The 20,031-nt window shown below is 69.2% G+C and carries 18 protein-coding genes and 2 pseudogenes; 8 read left to right on the plus strand and 12 right to left on the minus strand.

Annotated features, from left to right (window positions below):
• Window position 1: 1 nt before the first annotated feature.
• Complete coding sequence (locus D7D52_RS22900; protein WP_120739501.1) at window positions 2–667, minus strand: potassium channel family protein; 666 nt, start codon at window positions 665–667, stop codon at window positions 2–4.
• A 222-nt stretch (window positions 668–889) separates the two neighbouring features.
• Here D7D52_RS22900 and D7D52_RS22905 point away from each other — a divergent pair, with 222 nt between their 5' ends.
• The 3 genes from D7D52_RS22905 (at window position 890) to D7D52_RS22915 (ending at window position 5,365) form a co-directional block, all read left to right on the plus strand.
• Complete coding sequence (locus D7D52_RS22905) at window positions 890–2,881, plus strand: APC family permease (RefSeq protein WP_120739503.1); 1,992 nt, start codon at window positions 890–892, stop codon at window positions 2,879–2,881.
• Entirely contained in the window at window positions 2,878–4,434 is a 1,557-nt protein-coding gene (locus D7D52_RS22910) for a class I SAM-dependent RNA methyltransferase (RefSeq protein WP_120739505.1), read from the plus strand. The genes D7D52_RS22905 and D7D52_RS22910 overlap by 4 nt, the downstream gene beginning before the upstream one ends.
• A gap of 124 nt (window positions 4,435–4,558) precedes the next feature.
• Window positions 4,559–5,365 (plus strand): hypothetical protein, encoded by an 807-nt coding sequence (locus tag D7D52_RS22915; RefSeq protein WP_162958486.1) that lies wholly within the window; start codon window positions 4,559–4,561, stop codon window positions 5,363–5,365.
• Between the two features lie 45 nt (window positions 5,366–5,410).
• Here the strand turns inward: D7D52_RS22915 and D7D52_RS22920 are convergent, their stop codons facing one another.
• Entirely contained in the window at window positions 5,411–6,097 is a 687-nt protein-coding gene (locus tag D7D52_RS22920; RefSeq protein WP_246023235.1) for an SIMPL domain-containing protein, read from the minus strand.
• Window positions 6,098–6,201: 104 nt separating this feature from the next.
• Window positions 6,202–6,783 (minus strand): winged helix-turn-helix transcriptional regulator, encoded by a 582-nt coding sequence (locus tag D7D52_RS22925; protein WP_187703025.1) that lies wholly within the window; start codon window positions 6,781–6,783, stop codon window positions 6,202–6,204.
• 93 nt (window positions 6,784–6,876) lie between these two features.
• Between D7D52_RS22925 and D7D52_RS22930 the strand changes: the two genes are divergently transcribed.
• Window positions 6,877–8,088: a pyridoxal phosphate-dependent aminotransferase gene (locus tag D7D52_RS22930; protein ID WP_120744382.1), complete on the plus strand. Its 1,212-nt coding sequence runs from the start codon at window positions 6,877–6,879 to the stop codon at window positions 8,086–8,088.
• Between the two features lie 3 nt (window positions 8,089–8,091).
• Here D7D52_RS22930 and D7D52_RS22935 read toward each other — a convergent pair whose 3' ends face one another.
• The 8 genes from D7D52_RS22935 to D7D52_RS22965 all read right to left on the minus strand — a co-directional run bounded on the left by D7D52_RS22935 (window position 8,092) and on the right by D7D52_RS22965 (window position 13,821).
• Complete coding sequence (locus tag D7D52_RS22935; RefSeq protein WP_120739511.1) at window positions 8,092–8,835, minus strand: SDR family oxidoreductase; 744 nt, start codon at window positions 8,833–8,835, stop codon at window positions 8,092–8,094.
• Between the two features lie 26 nt (window positions 8,836–8,861).
• Entirely contained in the window at window positions 8,862–10,061 is a 1,200-nt protein-coding gene (locus D7D52_RS22940; protein WP_120739513.1) for an NADH:flavin oxidoreductase, read from the minus strand.
• Entirely contained in the window at window positions 10,058–10,633 is a 576-nt protein-coding gene (locus D7D52_RS22945; protein ID WP_120744383.1) for a TetR family transcriptional regulator, read from the minus strand. The genes D7D52_RS22940 and D7D52_RS22945 overlap by 4 nt, the downstream gene beginning before the upstream one ends.
• A gap of 73 nt (window positions 10,634–10,706) precedes the next feature.
• The gene (locus D7D52_RS22950; protein WP_120739515.1) at window positions 10,707–11,054 is read right to left on the minus strand and encodes a hypothetical protein; all 348 of its coding nucleotides are present in this window, start codon (window positions 11,052–11,054) and stop codon (window positions 10,707–10,709) included.
• A gap of 9 nt (window positions 11,055–11,063) precedes the next feature.
• Window positions 11,064–12,119, minus strand: a complete 1,056-nt coding sequence (locus tag D7D52_RS22955) for a DUF8017 domain-containing protein (protein ID WP_120739517.1) — start codon at window positions 12,117–12,119, stop codon at window positions 11,064–11,066.
• 71 nt (window positions 12,120–12,190) lie between these two features.
• Window positions 12,191–12,361 (minus strand): hypothetical protein, encoded by a 171-nt coding sequence (locus tag D7D52_RS37935; RefSeq protein ID WP_162958487.1) that lies wholly within the window; start codon window positions 12,359–12,361, stop codon window positions 12,191–12,193.
• A gap of 16 nt (window positions 12,362–12,377) precedes the next feature.
• Window positions 12,378–12,803 (minus strand): DUF1707 SHOCT-like domain-containing protein, encoded by a 426-nt coding sequence (locus tag D7D52_RS38740; protein WP_222932659.1) that lies wholly within the window; start codon window positions 12,801–12,803, stop codon window positions 12,378–12,380.
• Between the two features lie 91 nt (window positions 12,804–12,894).
• Window positions 12,895–13,821: a LysR family transcriptional regulator gene (locus tag D7D52_RS22965; protein WP_120739519.1), complete on the minus strand. Its 927-nt coding sequence runs from the start codon at window positions 13,819–13,821 to the stop codon at window positions 12,895–12,897.
• Between the two features lie 64 nt (window positions 13,822–13,885).
• On the opposite strand from D7D52_RS22965, the gene D7D52_RS22970 reads away from it, so the two are divergent.
• The 3 genes and pseudogenes from D7D52_RS22970 to D7D52_RS22975 all read left to right on the plus strand — a co-directional run bounded on the left by D7D52_RS22970 (window position 13,886) and on the right by D7D52_RS22975 (window position 15,958).
• Complete coding sequence (locus D7D52_RS22970; protein ID WP_120739521.1) at window positions 13,886–14,452, plus strand: UbiX family flavin prenyltransferase; 567 nt, start codon at window positions 13,886–13,888, stop codon at window positions 14,450–14,452.
• Window positions 14,453–14,471: 19 nt separating this feature from the next.
• Window positions 14,472–14,756: pseudogene (locus tag D7D52_RS40150) on the plus strand (hypothetical protein); the annotation flags it as partial.
• 12 nt (window positions 14,757–14,768) lie between these two features.
• A pseudogene (locus D7D52_RS22975) lies at window positions 14,769–15,958 on the plus strand (UbiD family decarboxylase).
• A gap of 118 nt (window positions 15,959–16,076) precedes the next feature.
• On the opposite strand, the gene glsA reads toward D7D52_RS22975, so the two are convergent.
• Window positions 16,077–17,912 (minus strand): glutaminase A, encoded by a 1,836-nt coding sequence (gene glsA, locus D7D52_RS22980; RefSeq protein ID WP_246023236.1) that lies wholly within the window; start codon window positions 17,910–17,912, stop codon window positions 16,077–16,079.
• A gap of 143 nt (window positions 17,913–18,055) precedes the next feature.
• Between glsA and dxs the strand changes: the two genes are divergently transcribed.
• On the plus strand, window positions 18,056–20,002 hold the full coding sequence (dxs, locus tag D7D52_RS22985) for a 1-deoxy-D-xylulose-5-phosphate synthase (RefSeq protein ID WP_120739525.1): 1,947 nt from the start codon (window positions 18,056–18,058) through the stop codon (window positions 20,000–20,002).
• Window positions 20,003–20,031 lie beyond the last annotated feature (29 nt).

The raw sequence follows: 20,031 nt of genomic DNA on the forward strand, positions 1-20,031 counted from the left end.
CTCAGTCCTCGCTCGCGGGTGCGTTGCCGGCCAGGGCGACCGCTTCGCCGACGGTGCCGGAGGTGGCGGCGATGTAGACCAGATCGTCGGCCTGCAGCATCGATTTGCCGTTGGGCAGCACGCCCTGTCCGAACCGGATGATGAACGCCACGCGCGCGCCGATGGCGTCCTCGAGCGAGTGCACGGTCCGCCCGTACCACTCCTCGTGCAGGACCAGTTCGGTGACGGCGACGGTCCCGGTGGGGTCGCGCCAGGTGGTGGTGGACTGGTCGGCGACCAGGGTGCGCAGGAAGCGGTCGGTGGTCCACGGCACGGTGGCGATGGTGGGGATGCCCAGGCGTTCGTAGACGGCGGCGCGTTTGGCGTCGTAGATGCGCGCGACGACGCGTTCGACCCCGAAGGTCTCGCGGGCGACGCGCGCGGAGATGATGTTGGAATTGTCACCCGACGACACCGCGGCGAACGCGCCGGCGCGTTCGATTCCGGCCCGGGTCAACACATCTCGGTCGAAGCCGACGCCGGTGATGCACAGTCCCGGGAAGTCGCGGCCCAGTCGAAGGAAGGCGCTCGAGTTCTGATCGATCACCGCGACCTCGTGGCCGATGCGGACGAGGGCGCGGGCGAGCGAGGATCCGACCCGCCCACAACCCATGATCACGACGTACACCGTACGAACCCCATTCCCGAAAACCGTGGTGTGCGGTCTGGTTGTTTGCTCGGGTCGCAACCGTACCGCTCGAGTTTCACCGCGAGCACTTTCCCCCTCCCGAAGTTGTTCAAACCGGAATCGGGAAAAGCTCGCGGTCCTCGCTGGTCACCCTACGACCGCCGGGGCCCGCGCGTCGCGCCGTGAACACCGGGACCCGCGCACTGCCTTATGCTGCCTGGAGTGTCGAAGTTGACGACGGCCGCCAAGCGCATGCTGGTCGGCCGCCCTTTCCGCAGCGATTCACTCGGGCATACGCTGCTGCCCAAGCGGATCGCGCTCCCGGTTTTCGCCTCGGACGCCTTGTCATCGGTGGCTTACGCGCCCGAGGAGATCTTCCTGGTGCTGTCGGTGGCGGGGCTGTCCGCCTACGCCTACGCGCCCTGGGTCGGCCTGGCGGTCGCGCTGGTGATGGCGGTGGTGGTGGCCAGCTACCGGCAGAACGTGCACGCCTACCCGTCCGGCGGCGGCGATTACGAGGTCGCCACCAAGAACCTCGGTCCCACCGCGGGATTGACCGTCGGCAGTGCGCTGCTGGTGGATTACGTGCTCACCGTGGCGGTGTCGATCTCCTCGGCGGCGTCGAATATCGGTTCGGCCGTGCCGTTCGTCGCAACCCACAAGGTGCTGTTCGCCGTCTGCGCGATTGTGATTCTCACCGCGATCAATCTGCGCGGCGTGCGCGAATCCGGTACCGCCTTCGCGATTCCCACCTACGCGTTCATGATCGGCATGTTCATCATGCTGATCTGGGGCTTCACCCGCATCGGGGTGCTGGGGCAGACCGTGCACGCCGAGTCCTACGGGTTCGGGCTCAAGGCCGAGGAATCGCATCTGGCGGGGCTGGCGTTCGTGTTCCTGGTCGCGCGCGCGTTCTCCTCCGGCTGTGCCGCGCTGACGGGGGTGGAGGCCATCAGCAATGGCGTGCCCGCGTTCCGCAAACCCAAGTCCCGCAACGCCGCGACCACCCTGCTGCTGCTGGGCTGCATCGCGGTGACGCTGTTCATGGGCATGATCGTGCTCACCCAGAAGGTGGGCATCGTCTACGCGCACAACACCGACGACCTGATCGGCGCGCCCGCCGGATACGAGCAGAAGACCCTCGTCGCGCAGCTGGCGGGCGCGGTGTTCTCCGGATTCCAGCCGGGCTTCTACTTCATCACCATCGTCACCGCGCTGATCCTGGTGCTCGCGGCCAATACCGCGTTCAACGGATTCCCGGTGCTGGGTTCGATTCTGGCGCAGGACCGTTTCCTGCCGCGGCAGCTGCACACCCGCGGTGACCGGCTGGCGTTCAGCAACGGCATCCTGTTCCTGGCGGGTGCGGCGATCGCGTTCGTGGTGCTGTTCGGCGCGGAGGTGACGCGCCTGATCCAGCTCTACATCGTAGGCGTGTTCGTGTCGTTCGTGCTGAGTCAGACCGGCATGCTGCGGCATTGGACGCGACTGCTGCGCACCGAGACCGATCCGGCGCAGCGCATGCGCATGAAACGCTCGCGGGTGATCAACGCCATCGGCCTGACCATGACCGCGACCGTGCTGTGCATCGTGCTGGTCACCAAGTTCCTGGCGGGCGCGTGGATCGCGATCGTCACCATGGCGGCCATCTTCGGGTTGATGAAACTCATTCGCCGCCACTACGACACGGTGTCGCGCGAACTCGACGAAACCGAATGGGACGGCGTGCTGCCCAGCCGCACCCATTCCATCGTGCTGGTGTCCAAGTTGCACCTGCCGACCAAACGCGCCATCGCCTACGCCCGCGCCACCCGCCCCGACACCCTCGAGGCGATCACCGTGAACGTGGACGAACCCGACACTCGTGCGCTGGTGCGGCAGTGGGAGGCCAGCGATATCGCGGTGCCGCTCAAGGTGATCGAATCCCCGTACCGCGAGATCACCAAGCCGGTGGTCGATTACGTGAAGCGGGTGCGCAAGGACTCGCCCCGGGACGTGGTCACCGTTTTCATCCCCGAATACGTGGTCGGCCACTGGTGGGAACAGTTGCTGCACAACCAGAGTGCGCTGCGGCTCAAGGGCCGGTTGCTGTTCGAGCCGGGCGTCATGGTGACCAGCGTGCCCTGGCAGCTGTCCTCCTCGGCGGCCAAGGCGGCCCCCGGCCACGTGGTCAACGCGCCCGGTTACGTCCGCCGCGGTTTCGGGGACGAGGCGTGAGCGCCGGATCCACCTGGCACGGCCAGGTTTTCGAGGTCCGTGTCGGCCCGCCCGGCCACGGTGGTTTCTGTGTAGCCCGCCACGAGGGTCGAGTCCTGTTCGTGCGCCACGCGCTTCCCGGCGAACTGGTCCGCGCCCTGGTCACCGAGGACCGCGGCGGCTCCTTCTGCCGCGCCGACGCCATCGACATTCTGGAGCCGTCCCCCGACCGCGTCCCCGCCCGCTGCCCGGTCTCCGGTCCGGGCGGGGCAGGCTGCTGCGACTTCACCTTCGCCACCCCTGCCGCCCAGCGCGACCTGAAGCATCAGGTGGTCGCCGATCAGTTGCGCCGCCTGGCCGATTGGGAACCCGACTTCGTCGTCGAATCCATTCCCGTGCCGCTCGGACTGCCGAGCGGCGTGGCGAGCCAGGACGTCCATGCTTTCTCGCGTCCGGGCGGTCCGGTGCGACTGGGCGTCAAGGACGAGACCCCCGCCGCGCCGCCGGGTCGAATCGGCGGCGTCGCAACCCATCTCGCTGGCACACTGATCGCCGGCCAAGGCAGGCCTGCCCCCAGCGGTGCCGCTGTACCGGCTGGGGGAGCATCGTCGCTGGATCTGTCTGAGGGCGGATGGCGAAGCCGGGTGCGGCTGGTAGTCGACGCGGACGGGCGGGCCGGGGTGCACCGGTATCGGAGTACCGAGGTGATCGCGGATCTGCGGTGTCCGCAGCCGATGGCGGGGGCCGTGGACGGCCTCGCGGAGCGGAAGTGGACGCCCGGCGCGGATCTGGTCGTGGCCGTGGACGGCGACGGGATGCGGCACATCGTGGAGGTCGCTCCCGCCGAGGCGGAGTCCGGCGATCGCCGGGCCCACGGTCGGCGGGGCGGTGATCGGCGGGAAAGAGTCTGGGGCGCAGGCGCTTCCGGGCGTGGTGGCGACCGGCGAAGCGCGGCCGCTCGCCGCGCGGCAGCGCACGGGCCGAGAGACGAGCGGGTGGTCGAGGGCAGCGGACGGGCTGTGCAATATGTAGCGGGCCGACGGTGGGAGTTGTCGGCCACCGGATTCTGGCAGCCGCATTATGGTGCGGCGCAGTGTTATTCGGATGTCGTCGCGGAATGGTCGGCGGCCGCGCCCGGGTCACTGGTGTGGGACCTGTACTGCGGGGTGGGCGTTTTCGCTGCCCGGCTGGCGGAGCAGGTCGGCGACACGGGCACGGTGCACGGCGTGGAGTTCGCGCGCAGCGCCGTCACCGAAGGACGTGCCGCCCTGCGTGACCTGCCGCAGGTGGCTCTGACCGCCGAGCGCGTCGAGCGCTGGATCCACGAACAGCCCAGCACCGCACCGGATGTGGTGGTCCTCGACCCACCCCGCGCCGGAGCCGGCAAGGACGTCGTCAACGCCCTAGCCGAGCGCTCCCCGAACCGCATCATCCACATCGGTTGCGACCCCGCCGCTTTCGCCCGAGACCTCGGCCTCTACCGCGCCGCCGGCTACCACCCCGCCGCCCTGCGCGTCTTCGACGCCTTCCCCGCCACCCACCACATCGAGTGCATCACCCTCCTCCAGCGTTGACATCAAGATCAAGGAGCTCTCACCGCGGAATTTCGCCCGATTCCCCGCACTGAGAGCTCCCTGATCATGGTCGGCGGTTGGGTTGGGGGGCGGGGGGATTGGCGATGCGCCAAGATGGGGGGTCGTGACTACGTTGTCGGATCCGACTGTGGCGTCGGTGGTCGAGCTGATCTATGGGGATCAGTCGCGGTTTCATTCGCTCGAGGCGCTGCTGCTGGAGGTGGATCTCAAGCGGCCGGAGTATCGGAACGGGCACTTGTGGGTCAATGCGGACAGTTATTGGGGGCGGTTGGTGACGCCCGTCTACGGGGCGCGGTTGGCGGCGCTGGGCGGGAGCGCGGAGGCGGATCGGGCGCTGCTGGATCTGGTCGAGGTGACGGTGCGGCGGTTTCTGCGGGGGGAATCGTTGGCGCGCAAGCAGCTTCCGCCGTGGTTGCCGCGGTTGCGGGCGGCGTTGCTGGTGGACGGGTACCGCATGAAGATCGATCGCGGCGGCGGGGCGGAGGGCGAGGTGCGCTGCCGGTTGAAACCGCTGCCGTGGCTGCCGCTGCGGCTGGCCGAGCGGGTGGCGCTGCTGTGCACCGAACTGGAGGTGCGCGGGCAGCAGACCGCCCTCGACCATATGCGTCAGGCGGTGAAACACTATGAGCGCCAACGGTTCGCGGCCTGTGAGAAGCGCCTGCGCTCGGCGCTGCGTCAGGTGACCGCCTACGCCGCGGGCACCGGCGACCTCGACGAGGCCCGCAACGTCCGCCACCTGGTCGACACCGGACGCCTCACCATCCCCGCGGGCACCCGCCTCCTGCACGACCTGCGCGACATGCTGGTCGAAGACCCCCACCCGCACCGCACCCGCGCCGACGCCACCCGCTTCCGCATCCAGCTCACTGCAACCCACGCCGCCGGCCTGCTGGCGAAAGTCGAGCTCTGAGACGGCTTTTCCGGCACCCGGAGTCGATCGGATTCGGTGGTGGGCTCAGGTCAGTTGCCAGGTGACGCGGATGGTGGTGGAGAGTTCGCTTTCGCCCAGTTCGACGGGCATCGGTGCGGCTTCGGCCGACATCTTCGAGGCGGCGAAGGCGAGGCGGGGTTGGGGGGTGGGGCCGGAGATGTTTTCGGTGATCTCGATGACGGGGCCCAGAGTGCGGTCGGCGCGGGAGACGTATTGTTCGGCTTTGGCCAGGGCGTGGTCCCATGCGGCGTCGCGGGCGCGGGCCAGGAGTGATTCCTCGTCGGCGACGGTCAGGGTGAGGCCGCCGAGGCGCACGTCATCTCCGCCGGCCGCGACGGCGTGCGCGATGATGGCGGCGGGACCGCCGTCGGCTGGGGATTTGGCCTTGCCGCCCGGATCGGCGATATCGCGCAGGGTGATGGTCAGTGCGGTGCCCGCGATGTAGCCGACCAGTTGTTCGCGGTTGCCGTCGGTCCAGACGGTGTCCGCGCGCACGGTCAGCCCGCTGGTGTTGATGTCGCGCCCGTGCACGCCGTCCGCGCGCAGCGAGTTCACGACCGCGTCGGCGCGTTCCCCGGCGCGCGCGTAGGCGGTCGCCACGGTGTCGCCGCGGGTCTCGATCGACAGCGATACCCGCATGAGGTCGGGAGTGGCGCCGGCACTACCGGATCCGATCATCGTGATCGTGCCGATGGCGTTCTCGCTGGTCACGGTTCCTCCTCGATCGGATGGGCACAACCCAGCCGATGCTACCGACGCGCGGCCACCCCGCGCCCGTGCCGCGCTCGCGCATCCCCGCCGAGCGTGCATCGGGTTCAGCCGACCGGATCCTCGAGCGCGGCGGTGAGCGCGCGCGTGCCCGTCGCGATCTCGGTGGCCTCGGTGAGATCCAGGCGCAGTTCGAGATCGGCGTGCTCGGCGGGCCCGTCGTGATGGGTGATGCCGGATTCGGTGATCTCGTAATGGAATACGGTGTCGCCGATGTGGACGGTGGCCGTGCCGAGCGGAAGCAGCCCGGCGACGGCGTGCCCGAGTGGCAGCGCGAACCAGTGGGCGCGCACCGCATCGGTGGCCCGGCGTTCCCCGAGTTGCGCACTGCCCCACACGGACAGCGAATCCAGCACCGGCCGCAGCGCCGTCCCCGCCTCGGTGAGCTCGTAGAGCGCGGTGCCCGCGCGCGGCCCGACCCGGCGCTTGGTGAGAATCCCGTCACGTTCGAGATCCTTGAGGCGCGCCGCCAGCACATCGGTGCTGATGCCGGGCAGGTCGGCGAACAGGTCGCTGTATCGGCGCGGGCCCGAACACAATTCGCGGACCACCAACAGGTTCCACCGGTCGCCGACGATGTCGAGGGCGCGGCTCACGGTGCAGTAGTGGTCGTAGCTTCGGCGTGGCACGATCCCACTGTAACCAAGAACTTGGAAAAACAAAGTGCAAACTTGGAATTTCCAAGTAGAGTGTGCGGCAACCACACCGAGAAGGGGTCGTTCATGCAGGTGAAGCAGTCGAGCAAGCTGGCGGGCGTGTCCTACGAGATTCGCGGGCCCGTCGCCGAGCATGCCGCCCGGCTGGAGGCGGAGGGGCATCACGTGGTGAAGCTCAATACCGGCAACCCGCTGCCCTTCGGTTTCGAGGCGCCCGCGGAACTGTTGCAGGACATGGTCCGCAACCTGCCCGCCTCCAGCGGCTACTCCAGCTCGAAGGGCCTGCTGTCGGCGCGGCGCGCGGTGGTGCAGTACTACCAGACCCTCGGCCTCGGCGAGGTCGACGTCGAACAGGTCTTCCTGGGCAACGGCGTCTCCGAGTTGATCATGATGGCCATGACCGCGCTGCTGGAGAACGGCGACGAAGTCCTCGTTCCCGCACCGGATTTCCCGCTCTGGACCGCGGCGACCGCCCTCAACGGCGGCCGCCCCGTGCACTACCTGTGCGACGAGGGCGCGGACTGGATGCCCGATCTCGCCGATATCGAAGCCAAGATCACCGACCGCACCCGCGCGCTGGTGATCATCAACCCGAACAACCCGACGGGCGCGGTGTATTCACCCGAGGTCGTGCGCGAGATGCTGGAGCTGGCGCGCCGCCACAACCTGGTGGTGTTCTCCGACGAGATCTACGACAAGATCCTCTACGACGGCCTGTCCCACACCGCGACCGCGGCGCTGGCCCCGGATCTGTTGTGCCTCACCTTCTCCGGGCTGTCCAAGTCGTATCGGGCGGCCGGCTTCCGCGGCGGCTGGCTGGTCGTCTCGGGCCCGGTCGAGCACGCCGAGAACTACCTGGAGGGCCTGACCATGCTCGCCGGCCTGCGCCTGTGTGCGAATGTGCCCGCGCAGCAGGCGATTCAGGCCGCGCTCGGCGGGCATCAGAGCATCTACGATCTCACCCTGCCCGGCGGCCGCCTGCGTGAGCAGCGCGACCGGGCGTGGGAGACGCTCAACGCCATCCCGGGCGTCTCGTGCGTGAAGCCGAAGGGTTCGCTCTACGTGTTCCCGCGCATCGATCTGAACATGTACAAGATTCACGACGACGAGCAGTTCGTGCTGGATCTGCTGCTGCGCGAGAAGATCCACATCGTCCAGGGCACCGGCTTCAATTGGCCGCGCCCCGACCACTTCCGCATCGTGACGCTCCCGCACGCCGACGAACTGGAGGCGATCATCGAGCGCATCGGCCGGTTCCTGGCCACCTACAAGCAGTAGGTCTCAGACCGGGCGGCCCGCCGTCATGCCGCCGTCGACCACGAATTCGGCCGCGTTGCAGTAGCTGGATTCGTGACTGGCCAGGAACACGACCAGGGCGGTGACCTCCTCGGGTGCGCCGAGCCGGGCCAGCGGGTTGGCGTCGCGGTCGGCGGCTGTGCCCTCGGGCACGCCGATCATGGGCGTCAGAATCCCGCCCGGGTGCACGGAATTCACCCGCACCCCGTGCGGGGCCAGTTCGATGGCGGCGGATTTGGTGAGCCCGCGCACCCCGAATTTCGACGCCGTGTAGGCGTGCGCGCCGGGCACGCCCTGGATGCCGGCGGCGGAGGAGATGTTGACCACCGATGCCGGCCGCGCCGCCACCAGCGCGTCGCGGGCCGCGCTCAAACCCAGGAACGGCCCGGTCAGGTTGATGGCGAGCGTGCGCTGCCACTGTTGCTCGGAATACGTTCCCAGCGGCCCGAAGTCGAGCACTCCCGCATTGTTGACCAGCACGTTCAGCTTGCCGAAACGTGCGACCGCGGTGTCGACGGCGGTGCTCCAGTCCGCCGCGCTGGTCACGTCGAGGTGGACGAACGCCGCCGCGTCTCCGAGTTCGGCGGCCAGCTTGGCTCCGGCGTCGTCCGCGACATCCCCGATCAGCACCGAAGCGCCCTCCGCGACAAAGGCTCTCGCATGCGAGGCCCCCATTCCCGAGGCCGCGCCGCTGATCAGGGCCACCCGGCCGTCGAGTCGTCCGCTCACTGGTTGCTCCTCAATGTTGTTGTGGCTCAGGTGCGTCGCACGCCGTCGAAGTCGACCGGGGTCGAATCCGGCCGGAAGACACAGCGCGTGGTGGTGTAGATGGTGGGCATGCACTTGTTGCAGTGCACGCACGCCGAACGGGTGCTCGCGTCGGATTGGATGCGGCGCAACAGGTTCGGCTCGCGCAGCAGCGCGCGCCCCATGGCGACGAAGTCGAAGCCTTCGGCGCGTGCCAGGTTCATGGTGTCGAGGTTGGTGATGCCGCCGAGCAGGATCAGCGGCATCGACAGTTCACGGCGGAAGTGGCGGGCGCGCTCGAGCAGGAACGCCTCCTGATAGGGATACTCCTTCAGGAAGGCGCGGCCGACGGCCCGGAAGCCCAGGCGCGCGGGCCCGGGCAGCACCTGGGCGAACTCCTTGCGCGGCGCCGCACCGTGAAACAGCAGCATCGGGTTGAGCAGGGAACTGCCCGCGGTCAATTCGAGGGCGTCCAGGGTGCCATCGGCTTCCAGCCAGGCGGCGACCTGCACGCTCTCCGGGACGGTGAGACCGCCGCGGCGACCGTCCTCCATATTGAGTTTGGCGGTCACCGCCAGCCGCCCGCCCACGGCTTCCCTTACGGCGCGGGCGATTTCGCGCGCCAGCCGCGCCCGATTGGCCAGTGAGCCGCCCCACCGGTCGCGCCGCCGATTGAGCAACGGGCTCAGGAACGAACTCACCAGATAGTTGTGCCCGAAATGGATTTCGACCGCGTCGAATCCGGCTTGCTCGGCCAGCAGCGCCGCCTTCGCGTGCGCCGCGATGAGTTCCCGGATCTCGGTGTCGGAGGGCACCTTCATCGCCTGCATGCTCAGCGGGCTGAACAGCGCGCTCGGCGCGAGCGCGGGCGCGCGATTGGATGCCGCGTTGGCGACCGGCCCGGCGTGTCCGAGCTGCGCGCTCGCCGCCGCGCCCTCGGCGTGCACGGCATCGGTCAGATCCCGCAGTCCCGCAACGGCTTCCGGCTGCATCCAGATCTGATGCCGGTCGGTGCGCCCGCCCGGCGCGACCGCGCAGTAGGCGACGGTGGTCATGCCGACGCCGCCGGCGGCGACCTCGCGGTGGAAGTCGATCAGTTCGGGGGTGACCAGCGCCTGCGGGGTGCGGCCCTCGAAGGTGGCGGCCTTGATCACCCGGTTGCGCAGGGTGATCGGGCCGAGTGCGGCCGGTGCGAAGATGTCGTTCATCGGTGTTCTCCCGGTGCGGTGAGTCCGGCCACCACGAATTCGCGCAGGGCCGCCAGCGCCGGTCCGGACATGCCGTGCTCGTCGAGCTCGGGACTGCCGAACCGCATGATGATCAGGTCGAAGGCCAGCATCCAGCGGCGTTTCGCGGCGGCCGGTCCCAGTTCGGGCAGCAGCGGGGCCCAGTTGTCCATCCGGAACCACGGCCCCTGCCAGGAGGTGAGGTGGCGGCCCAGCACGAAGCGCGCCAGCAGCCGAAGATGCAAGCGGCCCAGGGGATCCGAGGCCAGCGCCACGAACGGCGCGAGAATGGTGTCGACCACCTCGGGCACCGAATCCCGGCCGCCCTTGGCGCGGGCCATGCCGTCCGCCCACAGCGGCCCCAGCCGCGCTTCGATGAGCGCGCCGACCAGGGCCTCCTTGGAACCGAAGTGATAGTGCACCGCGGCCGGATTGGCGCCCGCCGCCGCGCAGACGGCCCGCACCGACACCTCGTCGTACGGCTCGGTCAGCAGCAGCTGTTCCGCCGCCGCGAGCAGTTTCTCCCGCGTGCCCGCCGCCACCTTCTCGACCATGCCCACGAGTGAAACATGTTTCAAACAGCATTTCAATCATTGATTGAAACGGTGATGGCCGAGGATCCGGCGGTTATTCGCTCTGCTCCCAGGCCGCGACCGGAAGCGTCAGGTACACACCGATATTCGCGTCCACGAACTTCTCGACGTCCGCGAGCAGGCGGGCGCAGCGCTCCTGCCGATTGGCCGCCCGGCTGGCGAAGTACTTCGAGCGCACCTCGATCACCACATCCATGCCGCTGCGATCGAACGGCCCCAGCGGCCGGAAACGGATCTCCACATCACCGGGTTGCAGATCACCGTCATAGGGTTCCTCGGGGCATTCGACCGCCGTGGACACCAGATGCGGCAACCATTCCCCGAGCTCGCGCAGCACGGTATCGGGTAGCTCCGGACGATAGGTGACCTCGACGAGTGGCATCCGGGAATTCTATGAGGTGCGCACGCTGGCGATCAGCGCCTTGGCCTGGTCGGCGGGAAGTTCGCCGGTGGTGCCGCGGTCGGCGAGGACGGACAGGACCAGGGTGGCGTTGCGAGGACCGGTGAAGGCGAAGGTGTAGACGGAGTAGGCGTTGGTGGTGCAGCCGGACAGCGTCGGCTTCCAGGGGCCCGACGCCTCCACCTGCTGTCCGGTGATTCCCGCGGTCGTGGTGACGGCGGTGGGCGCGCCGGGTTTGCCGCCGGTCGGGTCGTCGTAGCCGCTCTCGATCGAGATCTTGGCCGCCTTGGTGGCCGCCAGCCCGAGATCGGTGACCCCGTCCACCTGCGCCACCGACACCAGCGAGCGGAACGCCGAGCCGGGGCAATAGTCCTGGCCCTCACTGGATTTGGCGTAACCGAACAGCGTACCGTCGGTGCCGGTCTGGACCGTGGTCTCGGTGGGCGCGGCGATGGTCCAGCCGCTGGGAACGTCGTAGCTGATGCCCAGCGCCGGGGCGACCACGGTCCGCGCACCGCTCTTGGGCGCGGTGGACGGCGTCGCGGACGGGCTGGACTTCTTACCGGTCGGGGCGGTACTCGCGCTGGTGAGCGGCAAAGCGGTGGTGGAGGAGTCGGAGCCGTCCCGGGTCATCACATAGGCCGCCAGGCCGCCGCCGACCAGCACGAGCACCAGCACGATCGCGCCGACGAGCAACCAGATGCGGTTCGGCCCGCGCGACGGCGGGACCGGTTGCGGATAACCGGGAAACTGTTGCTGCCCTGGGAATTCCGGGCCCGGCTGCGGCGTGAAATACTGCTGCGTCGGCTGGTACTGCGGCTGTCCAGGATCTTGATACCCGGGCTGCTGGTACTGCGGCTGATACGGCGGATACTCGACGGGCTGCCCCCCGTCCTGCGGCGCCCAACCCTGTTGTCCCGCAACCGGATACCCCCACCCCTGCGCCGGGCCGTCCGGCTGCGGCTGCTGGTAGGGCGCCTGCGGCGGATACCCGCCCGGCTGCTGCGCGCCATGGGGGTTCGACCAGTGATCATGGTTGTCCGTCACGCGATATCGCCCCTGTTCCCGGCCGCGCCGAGCCACCTCGGCCTGTCGCGGCCCACCCTAGCGGGTGCGCACTAGCCCTGCGCGGCGGGTGATTGCGGGTCGGCGGGCGGCGCGGGGGACAGCGTGATCTTCCCCGCGTCCAGGTCGATGGCCAGGCGAGGCCGATGCTGCTGCCCGTCGCCGGACTCGCCGCCCTCGTCCTCCAGCTTCTTGCCGGGGAACAGTTCGCCTATGACACCCACGACCCCAGCCTAACTCTCACAGCCGGCGATAGCGCGGCCCGTAACCCCGCGCCCCCCACCCGCGCCGCCCGCGGGCGAGGGCGAAGAACAGCACGGGGAACAGGAAGAACGGGAAGAAATGGGTCGCCACCGCGAACGCGATCGCGAACACCAGCACCACCGCCACCGCGATCGGCGCGACCGCCACCGGGCGGCGCGGCACGGCGGCGGGCGCGAGCAGCTGCGGGGCGACCGGCTGCGGGCGCGGCAGGTCGCCGAAGAGCACCGCCAGCTCACCCGCGGTGCGGGCGGCGTAGGCCCGGCCCACCCGGTCGTCGTATTCGGCGACGTCCAGGCGTCCGGCCGCGAAATGTTCACCGAGGGCGGCCGCGGCCTGCTCGCGTTCGGCGGTGCCGACCCGCACGTCGGGGGGTCCGTAGACCGCGGGATCGAAATCGGTCATGACAATCGCCTTGAAGAGGGAAGGAATCTCGTTGTCCGCCAGCGTAGGCCGGTTCGCGCCGCCGCGCCTGCACACGCGGACGTAATCACCGCTACGTCGGGCGGCGTAGCGGCGGGCGTGCCAGTTCGGTGGCCAGCTGGGCGAATTCGGCGACCTTCGGATTGTCGGTGCGCACCGGCCACACCAGCCGCACCCGAGCCGCGGGCAGCCCGGTGAGCGGCACGAACGTCACCTCGGGATGGGTGAAGTAGGTCGGCATGGCGGTGGTGGTGGCGAACACCGCGTCGTTGTGGGCGACCGCGGAGAGCATCTCGGGTTCGGTGCGGGCGGGCGCGGCGCGCGGGATCGTGCGCCCGGACGGCGTGGTCGCCGGTGGCCAGAAACCGCGCGCGAACTCCGGGCTCACCTCCGAATGTGGTCCGATGACCCGCAACTCGGCCAGATCCTCGACATCGATGCTCGCCCGCGCCGACCACGGATGGCTGCGGGCGATGGCCAGCAGTCGCGGGAACTCGCCGAGTTCGGGACCCACCGTCAGATCCGGCTGCTCGATCGGCGTCAACGCGATCTGGATATCGACCTCCCCGCGCCGCAGCGGCCCGTAGATATCGGTCCACTGAATCTGGGTCAGCGTGATCGGGCAGCGGGGATGCCGGTCCCGGAAACTCCCCAGCGGCGCGTCCAGCGTCGAACCGTAGGGCCCCAGGAAACCGACCCGCAAACCCCGTGCCAGCGTGCGGGTTTCGGACATCGCCCGTTGCAGATCCGCGAAGGCGGGCCGCACCCGGGTCAGCAACTGCTCGCCCAGCGGGTTGAGCGTGACCCGGCGGCTGGTGCGTTCGACCAGTCGCCGGCCGATGCGGCGTTCCAGGCTGCGAATCAGCTGGCTGACCCGCGGCTGGGACAGCCCGAGCCGCGCCGCGGTCCGCCCGAAGTGCAGTTCTTCGGCCAGTATCACGAACGCTTCCAGTTCGGCCGGGTCGACACGAGTGTCTCGGAAAGAATCTTCGATCAGCATTGCTTATCGATTCTCACGGATTTCTCGATTGATGGCTATCCGGCAGTTGCCCGATCCTTGACCGGTGAGTGGTGTGCGGCGTTTGGTCGTGGGGATCAGCGGTGCGACCGGCATCGCGTACGGGGTGCGGGTGCTGGAGCTGGCCCGCAAGGCGGGCGTGCAGACGCATCTGGTGGTGACCCCGGCCGGGCAGCAGACCCGCGCCTACGAAACCGGGCTCAGCGCAGGCGATCTCGCCGCTATGGCCGACGTCACCTATCGGCCCGCCGATATCGGGGCGGCCATCGCCTCCGGCTCGTTCCGCACGGCGGGAATGATCGTGGCGCCCTGCTCGATTCGCACCCTATCGGCGGTGGCCTACGCCAACAACGACAATCTGCTCACCCGCGCCGCCGACGTCACCCTCGAGGAGCGTCGCCGCCTGGTGCTGATGGTCCGCGAAACCCCGCTCACCCTGGCGCATTTGCGGGCCATGACCGCGGTCACCGAGATGGGCGGCATCGTCATGCCGCCGGTGCCCGCCTTCTACCTGAACCCGGAATCGGTGGCGGACATCGTCGACCACACCGCCGGGCGCGCCCTCGAGGTGCTGGGCGTCGACGTCCCCGAACTGCCCCGCCGGGGCGAGTGACCAACGAAGGAAAAGCCCTGTGGCCCATCTGAAGAGCCTGCGCGAGTTCATCGACGCGCTCGAAGCGATCGGTGAGATCCAGCGCATCGACACCGAAGTGGACTGGGAGCTGGAGATCGGCGCGATCATTCGCCGCTCCTACGACCTGAAGGCGCCCGCGCCGCTGTTCACCAGGATCGCGGGATACGAGGACAGCGGCTTCCGGGTGCTCGGCGCACCCGGCGGCTTGTCGGGTCCCGGGCACCCGCTGGCCCGCATCGCGCTGGCGCTAGGCCTGCCGGCGGAGGCGTCCGGGCAGGAGATCGTCGAGGCGATCGTGGAGGCCCGTCGCAAGCCGGGCATCCCGCCGGTGCCGGTCGCGGCGGAGAACGCGCCCTGCAAACAGCACATCGTGCGCGGCGACGACATCGATCTGCTGGCCTTCCCGACACCGCTGATCCACGGCAACGACGGCGGGCGCTACATCCAGACCTACGGCATGAACATCGCCAGACCCCCGACGGCTCGTGGACCAACTGGTCGATCAATCGCATGATGATCGCGAGCCGCACCACCCTGGCCTGCCTGATCCCCGGACCGCAGCATCTGGGCATCATCCGGGCCCAGTGGGCCGCGCAGGGCAAGCCCATGCCCATCGCGCTCGCCCTGGGCGTGGAGCCCGGGCTGCCGTTCGTCGGGGCCATGCCCTTGCCCGAGGGTGCGGACGAATCCCATTTCCTGGGCGCGCTTTTCGGCGAGGGCATCGAGGTGGTGCGCGCCGAGACCGTGGACGTCATGGTGCCCGCCACCGCCGAGATCGTCATCGAGGGCCACATCTCGTTCGACGAGACGGTGCTCGAGGGGCCGATGAACGAGTACCCGGGCTACAACGCGGTCGAAGCCTCCGAGAAGCCGGTCTTCCATGTCTCCGCCATCACCTACCGCGACGGTGCGATCCTGCCCGTCGTCGCGGCCGGACCGCCGGTGGAGGAGGACCACACCGCCACCGGCACCATGCACGCCGCCGAGAGTCTGTATCAGCTGCGCGAGGCCGGACTGCCGATCGCGTCCACCTGGTTCTCCTACGAGTCGGCGCTGCACTGGCTCTTTGTCGCCGCCGAATCCGATTGGCACACAAAGCTTCCGGTGTCGTCGGGCGAATTCGCGCAGCGGGTCGGCGAGATCGTTTTCGCGGGCAAGGCCGGATTCGGCGTGCCGAAGGTGCTGCTGGTCGAGGACGACGTCGACATCACCGACGTGAACCAGATCGTGTGGGCCTTCGCCACCCGCGCCCACCCCGAGCACGGCGAAGTCCATTTCCCGGCCGAGCTCACCGCCGCGTTGCCGGTGTATCTGTCCGAGGTGGAACAGCATTCGTACCGGGCCGGCAAGGTCATCTACAACTGCCTGCTCGCCGACCTCTTCGACGAAACCCAGCGCCCGGTGAAGGGCAGCTTCGAAAACGGCTGGCCCGCCGAGATCCAGCAGCGCGTCCTCGACCGCTGGAAGGAATACGGCTACCGCTGAGACTGCGGGCGGGCCCGGACGACCATCGAGGGGTGTCGAACGGCCCGGCCCGAGGCAGGCCGGATGCCGCCGTGCGCCGCGTGCACGGCGGCATCGGCCAGGTGCGGGACGCGACGAGTTACAGCGACGGATGGGTCGCGACCGAGCGCAGGGCGGCATCGGCCTGGGTGTAGGCGGTGGCGGCCAGCCGCTGCAGCAGCGCCAGTTTCGCTTCCGGCGCCTGGGCGGTGAGGGCGTCGAAGCGGTCGGGGGACAGGACCGCGAGGCGGACCGTCGTCTCGGCGTGGACGTCGTTGGCGAAGGGGACGTTCGCGAGCATGGAGGTTTCGCCGAACGACAGGCCCGGGGTGAGGGTGATCAGCCGGTGGCGGCGATTGTCGCGGTCGGTGAAGGTGAAGCGGACGCGCCCGTCGAGGATGAGGAACAAGCCGCTGCGCGGGCTGTCGCGGGCGACGATCAGCTCGCCGCGGGCGAGGGTGCGGGTCTCGAATTCCTTTGCCAGCCGGGCTCGTTCGTCGTCGGGGAGATCGGCGAGTGCGGGGTGTTCGTCGAGGCTCAGGGCGGCCGGGCATGCCTGGCCGGGCGGCCGGTGCCGGTCGAGAATGATCTCCTCGCACCATTCGGTGGCGGAGTCGCGGTCGATGAACACCCGTCCGCGCGGATCCTTGGGATCCAGGCTGGAGACCAGGTGCCCGAGTTTGGCGTCCGGATCGACCAGGGCCACCCGGCATCCGGCGGCGGCCAGCTCCGCCTCGAGATCGTCGAGCATGCGGATGGCGACCGGGCTGACATCGCCGACCTCGCGCAGGTCCAGGACCAGCGCTTCGAGTCGCCCGGGGGTGTCCTCGACGGCGCGCACCGCCGATTCGGCGCCGGCGAACAACAGGTCGCCGTGCAATTCGAAGATCCGGGCCAGGTCGCCGAATTCGTGCAGGACTTCCATCTCGTCGGCGTCGCGGCGCAGCCGGGACGGCGCCTCGGCCACCGAGTAGGCGGCCCGGATCGCGGTGTGCGCGGCCCGGGTCACGTGCAGGAAGTGCAGGCCCAGCCGATTCGACAGCTCCCGGCACGCCTTCACCCCGCGCACGCTGCTGCCGTGCGCGTCGAGCCGCGGCGAGTACACCGCGATCCCGATCTGGCCGGGCAGCACCGCCAGAATCCCGCCGCCCACACCGCTTTTCGCGGGCAAGCCGACCGTGGTCACCCAATCGCCCGCCGAGTCGTACATGCCGCAGGTGGTCATGACCGACAGCACCTGCTCGACCAGCGGCCGGCTCAGCGCGCGTTCCCGGGTCAGCGGATTCGTGCCGTTGTTGGCCAGGGTCGCGGCCATGACCGCGAGATCGCGGACGGTGACGTCGATGGAGCACTGGCGGAAGTAGCGGTCCACCGCCTCGTCCGGGTCGCCGTCGACGATGCCCGCGCCGCGCAGCAGGTACGCGATCGCGCGATTGCGATATCCGGTGCGCGATTCGGAGGCGTAGACCGCCTCGTTCATGCTCAGCTGCCGGCCGGCGAATCGGCTGTAACTACGGCGGATTCGGGCGAACCGGTCGGCGGCGTCGGCGCCGTCGACGAGCGCGGCCGCCGCGATCGCCCCGGCGTTGATCATCGGATTGCGCGGCCGCTGCGTGGTGGGGTCCAGGCTGATTTCGAAGAACGGTTCCCCCGACGGTTCCACGTCGATGCGCTCCGCCACCGCCGCCGGCCCCCGATCGGCCAGCGCCAGCGCGTAGGTGAACGGTTTGGAGATCGATTGAATCGTGAACGCGGTGTCCAGATCTCCGCTGCCGTACACCCGCCCGTCCGCGGTAGCCAGGCAGATGCCGAACGAATCGGGTTGCACCGCCGCCAGTTCGGGGATGTAGTCGGCCAGCGTTCCGGATGTGTCGGAACGGCACAGCTCGTAGACTTCCTCGAGGATGCGGGCCACGACGCCGCCGGAGGGGACCACCGGGCCACTGTAACCGGCGTAACGTGTGGGCAGCCTCACATCCGCTGCGATGTCGCAGGTGACATTCGTTCCTGGCATCGGGGGCCGTGGCGGGCTCCGTAGACTGTTGCAAACATAGGAGACATCCGGAGGGAGCAATAGCCGTGGGAGTGCTTTCCCGGGTCGACACGCCCGAGGATCTGCGTCGGCTGTCGGTACCGGAGCTGCACGAGCTGGCCGAGGAGATTCGGGAGTTCCTGGTGCGGAAGGTCGCCGTCACCGGCGGGCACCTCGGACCCAACCTCGGCGTCGTGGAGCTGACCATCGCGTTGCACCGGGTCTTCGACTCGCCGGTGGACCCGATCATCTTCGATACCGGGCATCAGGCGTACGTGCACAAGATTCTGACCGGCCGCAAGGACGGATTCGACGGGCTGCGCAAGGAAGACGGTCTGTCCGGGTATCCGTGCCGCGCCGAGAGCCCCCACGACTGGGTGGAGTCCTCGCACGCCTCGGCGTCGCTGTCGTACGCGGACGGGCTGGCCAAGGCGTTCGCGCTGACCCGGCAGAAGCGGCATGTGGTCGCCGTCGTCGGCGACGGCGCGCTGACCGGCGGCATGTGCTGGGAGGCGTTGAACAATATCGCCGCCGGACCGGACCGGTCGGTCATCGTGGTGGTCAACGACAACGGGCGCTCCTACGCGCCGACCATCGGCGGACTCGCCGAGCGGCTCGCCGGGCTGCGCACCCAGCCCGCCTACGAGCACGCGCTCGACGCCACCAAGCGGATCGTGCAAAGCATTCCGCGCGTGGGGGATTCGGCGTATTCGATGCTGCATGCCATCAAAACCGGCATCAAGGACGCGGTCGCGCCGCAGGAGCTGTTCAGCGATCTGGGGCTGAAGTACGTGGGCCCGGTCGACGGGCACGATCCGGTGCAGTTGGAGGCGGCGCTGCGGCGCGCCAAGGACTTCGGCGGCCCGGTCATCGTGCACGCGGTGACGCAGAAGGGGCGCGGGTACAAACCGGCCGAGGAGCATCTGGCCGATCAGATGCACGCCATCAACCAGATCGATCCGGAGACCGGTGTGCCGCTGGGCGGTTCGTCCGGCATCACCTGGACCTCGGTGTTCTCCCAGGAACTCATCGCCCAGGCCGAGCAGCGTGACGACATCGTCGCCCTCACCGCCGCCATGCCGGGGCCGACCGGTCTGACACCGTTCGGGGAACGCTTCCCGGAGCGCATGTTCGACGTCGGCATCGCCGAACAGCACGCCATGACCTCGGCGGCCGGGCTGGCGCTGGGCGGGCTGCATCCGGTCGTCGCCATCTACTCCACCTTCCTCAACCGGGCCTTCGACCAACTGCTCATGGACGTGGCGCTGCTCAAACTCCCGGTCACCCTGGTGCTGGATCGTGCGGGCATCACCGGCGACGACGGCGCCTCGCACAACGGCATGTGGGATCTGTCGCTGCTGGGCATCGTGCCCGGCATCCGGGTCGCCGCCCCGCGCGACGCGGCCACGCTGCGGGAGGAATTGGGGGAGGCGCTGCACGTCAGCGACGGTCCCACCGCCATCCGCTTCCCCAAAGGCGCTGCCGTGGAGGAGATTCCGGCGGTCGAGCGCTTCGAGGGCGTGGATGTGCTGCGGCTGCCCGCGGATTCGGGCAGCGCGTCCTACTCGGTGCACGCCGACGTGCTGCTGATCGCGGTCGGCGCGTTCGCCGAGCTGGCCTTGAAGGTCGCGGATCTGCTGGCGGCCGAAGGGGTTTCGGCCACCGTCGTGGATCCGCGCTGGGTGCTGCCGGTGTCCGACGCGGTGGTCAAGATGGCCGAGAACCATCGCCTGGTGGTCACCCTCGAGGACAGCGGCCTGCACGGCGGCATCGGCTCGACGGTCTCCGCGCGGCTGCGCAGCGCGGGCGTGGACGTTCCCACCCGGGATCTCGGTGTGCCGCAACACTTCCTGGATCACGCCGCCCGCGCCAAGATCCACCAGGACCTCGGGCTCACCCCCGGTGAGGTGGCGCAGCGCGTGCACGTCTGGCTGGGCGCGTCCGACACCACCAATCAGGAGATCTCCGAGGCCATGGCCCCGGCCGCCGAGTAGTCCTCGGCCGAAGCTCGCACGGACCCGCG

The organism is Nocardia yunnanensis, assembly GCF_003626895.1.
GTDB lineage: Bacteria > Actinomycetota > Actinomycetes > Mycobacteriales > Mycobacteriaceae > Nocardia > Nocardia yunnanensis.